The organism is Streptomyces sp. GC420, from assembly GCF_009916105.1.
Taxonomy (GTDB): domain Bacteria; phylum Actinomycetota; class Actinomycetes; order Streptomycetales; family Streptomycetaceae; genus Streptomyces.
On the sequence record NZ_JAAAXQ010000408.1, the window covers coordinates 1 to 6440 of the forward strand.

The following is a 6440-nucleotide window of genomic DNA, read 5'->3' on the forward strand; positions in this document are numbered from 1 at the left end:
GATAGCCGTAAGCCGGCCGGGTGGGCGGGGGCGGCGGCACCGGCGGATAGCCGTATGCGGGCTGCCGCGCCGGCTCCGTCGCGGGTGACTGGGGCGCCTGCCCGGTCTGCTGCGCCTGAGAGGTCTGCGGCTGGGGCGTCTGGGGTCCGGGCGCCGTGGTCTGCGATGTCGCCTCGCTCTCGTCCACCGAGATGCCGAAGTCGGTGGCCAGCCCCTCCAGGCCGTTCGAGTAGCCCTCGCCCAGCGCCCGGAACTTCCAGCTTTCGCCGCGCCGGTAGAGCTCACCGCAGATCAGCGCGGTCTCGGTGCCCGTCTCCGGCTTGACGTCGAAGTACGCGATCGGCTCGTCGCCGCTCCCGGCGGCGTCGTACAGCAGGATCCGCAGGCCGCTGACCTGCTCGAAGGGGGTGTCCTCGGCCGAAGCGACGATCAGCACCCGGCCCACCGAGGGGTCCAGGCCCGCGAGGTCGGTCTGCACCGCGTCGGTGAGGCCGTCGGGGGTCCGCTTCTTGCCGAGCCGCCACACCAGTCCGGAGGGATGGCGGGGCTGGTTGTAGAAGACGAAGTCCTCGTCGGAGCGCACCCGGTCGTCGGGGCCGAGCAGCAGCGCCGAGACGTCCACCTCGGGAACGCCGGGCCTCGGCAGCCAGCGCAGCACCGCCCGTACGGAGGCGGCGTCCAGCGGGACGTTCGAGCCCTTCAGCATCGCGTGCGTCATGCCGGTCATCCTGCCTTCCCCGGGCGCCCGCGGACAACGTGGGGTACGCACGCATGGGCAATCCCGTGTGTCCGTGACATGGTGAAGACGTGGTGGGGTAACGAGAACTTCACGTACCAGGGGAACTCTCGGATGAGAGCCGTACGTACGATTATCGGCCACTCGGTCTCGTATTGAGACAGCTGCCATACCGGCCCGACACAGCACACGGGGGATTAAATGCGTCATTTCGGGCACATATCGCCAGAAGTAAGAAGGGGACTTTTCTATCAGGAGCCGTGCGAGTTCACCGCCGACTGCCCCGCGCGCACCCTCGCCGCGGCCCTCGGTGCCACGCTCTACAGCCCGGCCACCCGGCCCCGTCTCGCCGACGACATCCTCAAGCAGGTCTCGCGCGGTGTCGTCTCCATGGTGCTGTGCCTGGAGGACTCCATCGACGACGCCGAGGTCGCCGACGGTGAGGAGAACCTCGTTCGTCAGTTCGCCGACCTCGACGCGCGGGGCGCCGACGTCCCGCTGATCTTCGTTCGCGTCCGCACGCCCGAGCAGATACCGGACCTCGTCCGCAGGTTCGGCCCGGCAGTCCGGCTGCTGTCCGGGTTCGTCATGCCGAAGTTCACCGAGGAGCGAGGCACACCCTTCCTCGAGGCGCTCAGCGATGCCGAGGCGGCCGCCGGCCGGCGGCTCTTCGCCATGCCGGTGCTGGAGTCGCCCGAACTGCTGCACCTGGAGAGCAGGACCGAGACGCTGGCCGGCATCGCCCGGGTCGTCGACAAGTACCGCGAGAGGGTGCTCGCCCTGCGTCTGGGCGTCACCGACTTCTGCTCGTCGTACGGGCTGCGCCGAGCGCCCGACATGACCGCGTACGACGTGCAGATCGTGGCCTCCGTCATCGCCGACGTCGTCAACGTGCTCGGACGTGCCGACGGCACCGGCTTCACGATCACCGGGCCGGTCTGGGAGTACTTCCGCGTTCAGGAGCGGATGTTCAAACCGCTGCTGAGGCACAGCCCCTTCAGCGGGGTCGCCGAGGAACTGCGTGCCGCGCTCATCGAGCACGACATGGACGGGCTGCTGCGCGAGATCGAGCTCGACCGGGCCAACGGGCTGCTCGGCAAGACCTGCATCCACCCCTCTCACGTCCAGCCCGTGCACGCGCTGTCCGTCGTCAGCCACGAGGAGTTCAGCGACGCGCAGGACATCCTGCGGCCGGAGCGCAACGGCGGCGGAGTGCTGCGCTCCGCCTACACGAACAAGATGAACGAGGTGAAGCCGCACCGCGCGTGGGCGGAGCGGACCCTGCTGCGCGCCGAGGCCTTCGGCGTGGCGCGCGAGGACGTCAGCTTCGTGGATCTGCTGGCCGCCGGTCTCCCGGCGTGAGCGCCACCCATGAAGAGGGCCACGGGGGCGGCGAGACCGGCGGGCGCGGCAGCGCCGGCGCGGGCTGCGCCCGGGGCGAGACCGAAACCGCGGGGGCGCCGCATGCGTCCGGTGTGATGGGCACCCGTGATGTGAGAGAAAGAGGTATGTGCGTGGTCTGGTCGGGAACGTGGGTCGCCGATCGGCTCGGCGTCGGGCTCGAGGGCGACGAGCGGCTGGGCGACCTGCTGGGACTGGCCCTGCGGCGCAATCCCAAGCGCGCGCACCTGCTGGTGTCGAACGTGCTGGGCAAGCATGTCCCGCAGAAACCTTCCGTCGTGTACGGGCACGGCTACGGCCTCGGCGTCCGGGTACGGGAACTCATCGGCCCCGAGGCCACCGCCCGCGCCGTGGTCCTCGGGTACGCCGAGACCGCGACCGGCCTCGGCCACTGCGTGGCCGACGGCGTCTCCCACGCCCCCTACCTGCACTCCACCCGCCGCCCGGTCGCGGGTGTCGTCCGCGCCGGAGGCTTCGAGGAGTCCCACTCCCACGCCACCTCCCACCTGCTGCTCCCGGAGGACGCCTCCCTGCTGTCCGGCGACGGCCCGCTGGTCCTCGTCGACGACGAGTTCTCCACCGGCAACACCGTCCTCAACACCGTCCGGGCACTCCACGGGCGCTACCCCCGCTCCCACTACGTGATCGTCGCCCTGGTCGACATGCGCTCCCCGGCCGACCGGGCCCGCCTCGACGAGTTCGCCGCTGACCTGGGCGCCCGGATCGACCTCGTCGCCCTGGCCTCGGGAACGGTCCGCCTCCCCCAGGGGGTGCTGGAACGGGGACAGGAACTGGTCGCGGCCTTCGAGTCCGGCGACGACGCGCCGAGGGCGGCCGCCGCCGGCCCGGAACCGGCCCGGGACGTCGTACGCGTGGAACTGGACTGGCCGGAAGGCGTCCCGGACGGCGGGCGGCACGGGTTCACGCCCGAACACCGGGCACGGCTGGACGCGGCCCTGCCGGACATGGCGGCCCGCGTCGCGAAGGCCCTGGCCGCCGGGGCCGCCCCGACCGGAGGAACACACCCCCGCGTCCTCGTGCTCGGTTTCGAGGAGCTGATGTACGCACCGCTCAGGCTGGCGGCCGCCCTCGACGAAGGCACGGAAGCCGACGCGTACTTCTCCACCACCACCCGCTCGCCCGTCCTGGCCGTGGACGACCCGGGCTACGCGATACGCAGCCGCTTGGTGTTCCCCGCGCACGACGCGCCCGCCGACGGCGCCGGGGAGCGGTACGCCTACAACGTCGCGGGCGCCGGCTTCGACGCGGTGGTCGCCGTCGTGGACTCCGTCGCGGACACACCGGAACTCCATGCCCCCGACGGGCTGCTGGCCCGTCTGGCCGCGCACACCCCCAGGGTGCTGCTCGCCGTCGTCCCGTCCTACGTCCCGTCCGGCGTCCAGTCCTGCGCCCCGGAATCCGCCACCGCCACCGCGCCGGCCCTTGCTCATGCTCCAATCGAAAGGTCCTCGATGCTGCCCGAGCCCCTCCGTGGCCCAGCCTTCTCCTCGTACGCCCCGGAGGAGGTCGGCTGGCTGCTCCAGGACCTGGCCGGAGTGGAGCTCGAGGCGCCCACCGAGGAGCGCGAGGAGGCCATCCAGGCGGGCGGCGCGCACTACGCGGAGTCGCTGCCGGTCGAGTACCAGCCGACCCCGCAGTACCAGGAACTGTTCCGCAGCGCCCTCGAAGCCTCAGCGGCCCGTATCGCGCACGCCGTCGGCGTCGTCACCGAGACGGTGCTGGCCGAGCGTTCCCCGCGCCCCGTCCTGGTTTCGCTGGCCCGCGCCGGAACGCCCGTCGGCGTCCTGATGCGCCGCTGGGCGCAGCACCGGCACGGTGTCGACCCGGCGCACTACGCCGTGTCCATCGTGCGGGGCCGCGGCATCGACGCCAACGCGCTGCGCTGGCTGCAGCAGAACCACGACCCAGCAGACGTCGTGTTCGTCGACGGCTGGACCGGCAAGGGCGCCATCACCCGCGAACTCGCCGCGGCCCTGGAGGGTTTCGAGGGCTTCGACCCGGAGATCGCGGTGCTCGCCGACCCCGGGTCCTGCGTGCGGACCTACGGCACCCGCGAAGACTTCCTCATTCCGTCCGCATGTCTCAATTCCACCGTGTCGGGCCTGATATCCCGTACCGTCCTGCGTGATGACCTCGTCGGACCGCGCGACTTCCACGGCGCGAAGTTCTACCGCGAACTCGCGGACTCGGACGTCTCCAACCTCTTCCTCGACACCGTCGCCGCGCGCTTCGACGAGGTGGCGGAAACCGTCGCCACCGACGTCAAGACCCTGCTGGCCGCCGACCGCACCCCCACCTGGGAGGGCTGGGCGGCCGTCGAACGCATCAGCGAGGAGTACGGCATCCACGACGTGAACCTGGTCAAGCCCGGTGTCGGCGAGACCACCCGTGTCCTGCTGCGCCGCGTTCCGTGGAAGGTCCTCGCCAAGCGCGGCGCGGGGGCCGACCTCGCGCACGTACGGCTCCTGGCGGAGCAGCGCGGCGTCCCCGTCGAGGAGGTCGACGACCTCCCGTACACCTGCGTCGGCCTCATCCACCCCAAGTACACGCGCGGCGCGACCGGCGCCGACGGAAAGGCCGTTGCCCAGTGAGTCTCCTGATCGCCAGCGATCTCGACCGCACCCTGATCTACTCGTCCGCGGCCCTGGCCCTCGCCATGCCCGACCCGGAGGCACCGCGGCTGCTGTCGGTGGAGGTGCACGAGAACAAGCCGCTGTCGTACATGACGGAGACCGCCGCGGGACTGCTGGAGCAGCTGGTCGAAGAAACCGTCTTCGTGCCGACGACCACCCGCACCCGTAAGCAGTACCAGCGCATCCGGCTCCCCGGCGCCCGCCCCCGGTTCGCGATCTGCGCCAACGGCGGCCACCTGCTCGTGGACGGTCACACCGATTACGACTGGCACGCCCAGGTGCTGGCCCGGCTCGCCGACGAGTGCGCCCCGCTCGACGAGGTACGGGCCCACCTGCAAGTCAGCACCTCCCCGGCCTGGGTGCGCAAGCACCGCGTCGCCGAGGACCTGTTCGCCTACCTGGTCGTCGAACGCGAACTCCTGCCCGAGACATTCGTCAAGGACCTGGCCGAGTGGGCCGAGCCCCGCGGCTGGACGGTCTCCCTCCAGGGCCGGAAGATCTACGCCGTGCCGCAGCCGCTCACCAAGAGCGCCGCCGTACGGGAGGTCGCCCGCCGCACGGGGGCCACCGAGATCCTTGCCGCGGGCGACTCCCTCCTCGACGCGGACCTGCTGCTCGCGGCCCACCGAGGCTGGCGCCCCGGCCACGGGGAGCTCGCCGACTCGGGCTGGACGTCGCCCGCCATCACGGCTCTGCGGGAGCGCGGCGTGCTGGCGGGCGAGCGGATCCTGCGCGAGTTCCTCGGACGGGCCGCGCACGTCGTGGGAACCGTCCCGCCGCCGGCGCGGCGCCCGGCGGTCGGAGGGGTCACGCTGGAAACGGACAGCTGAGACTCCAGGAGGCGGCGAAACCATGACCAAGGGCAACACCACCGAGATCACCGACGAGCTGTACGCCTACGCGCTGGCGCACAACCCGCCGCTGGACGCCGTGCAGCGCGAGCTGATCGAGACGACGTACGAGCGCTTCCCGGACGCGGCGGACATGCAGTCCGCCGAGGAGCAGGGCCCGCTGCTGGCGTTCCTCGTCCGGCTGACGGGCGCCCGGCACATCGTGGAGGTCGGCACCTTCACCGGCTTCTCCTCGCTGTCCATGGCCCAGGCACTGCCCGAGGACGGCCGGCTTGTCGCCTGCGACATCTCGGAGGAGTGGACGGTGTACGCCCGCGAGGCATGGGCCAGGGCGGGCGTCGCCGACCGCGTCGACCTCCGCATCGCACCCGCCCTCGACACCCTGCGGGCCATGCCGGCCGAACCGCACATCGACATGGCCTACGTGGACGCGGACAAGGAGAACCAGATCCTGTACTGGGAGGAACTGGTGCCCCGGATGCGGCAGGGCGGCCTGATCGTGGTCGACAACACGCTCCTCCACGGCAGGGTGACCGACCCCGACGCGACCGGTGCGGCCGCCGCGGTCAGGCAGTTCAACGACTACGCGGCGGCCGACGAACGGATGGAGAGCGTCCTGCTCACCATCTCTGACGGCCTGACCCTGGCCCGCCGGCGCTGACCGCCGCCGGCTAGTGCTGTGACCGAGAAGGTTCACCGGGTTCGAGAGTTGTGAGGGACCGGACGAACGGTTCGCGTGCTGGGGTGAGACGATCACGCCGTGACCATCCACCTCCATGACTTCGATGGCGAGCACTC

At 71.3% G+C, this 6440-nt stretch carries 5 protein-coding genes; 4 read left to right on the forward strand and 1 reads right to left on the reverse strand.

The window, feature by feature from the left end; all coding sequences use genetic code 11:
* Positions 1–718: TerD family protein (locus GUY61_RS32560; protein WP_166633923.1), on the reverse strand; the 718-nt coding region annotated here is incomplete at its 3' end.
* Between the two features lie 219 nt (positions 719–937).
* Between GUY61_RS32560 and GUY61_RS32565 the strand changes: the two genes are divergently transcribed.
* The 4 genes from GUY61_RS32565 to GUY61_RS32580 all read left to right on the forward strand — a co-directional run bounded on the left by GUY61_RS32565 (position 938) and on the right by GUY61_RS32580 (position 6303).
* Positions 938–2098 (forward strand): HpcH/HpaI aldolase/citrate lyase family protein, encoded by a 1161-nt coding sequence (locus GUY61_RS32565; RefSeq protein ID WP_166633924.1) that lies wholly within the window; start codon positions 938–940, stop codon positions 2096–2098.
* 116 nt (positions 2099–2214) lie between these two features.
* Positions 2215–4749 carry a phosphoribosyltransferase gene (locus tag GUY61_RS32570; protein WP_166633926.1) on the forward strand — a complete coding sequence of 845 codons (2535 nt, stop codon included), beginning with the start codon at positions 2215–2217 and terminating at the stop codon, positions 4747–4749.
* A complete protein-coding gene (locus GUY61_RS32575; protein WP_313896978.1) occupies positions 4746–5621 on the forward strand; it encodes an HAD family hydrolase in 876 nt (291 codons plus the stop codon). Before GUY61_RS32570 ends, GUY61_RS32575 begins: the two co-directional genes overlap by 4 nt.
* 22 nt (positions 5622–5643) lie before the next feature.
* Positions 5644–6303, forward strand: coding sequence for an O-methyltransferase (locus GUY61_RS32580; RefSeq protein WP_166633925.1), 660 nt, complete (start codon positions 5644–5646; stop codon positions 6301–6303).
* The last annotated feature ends 137 nt before the right edge of the window (positions 6304–6440 follow it).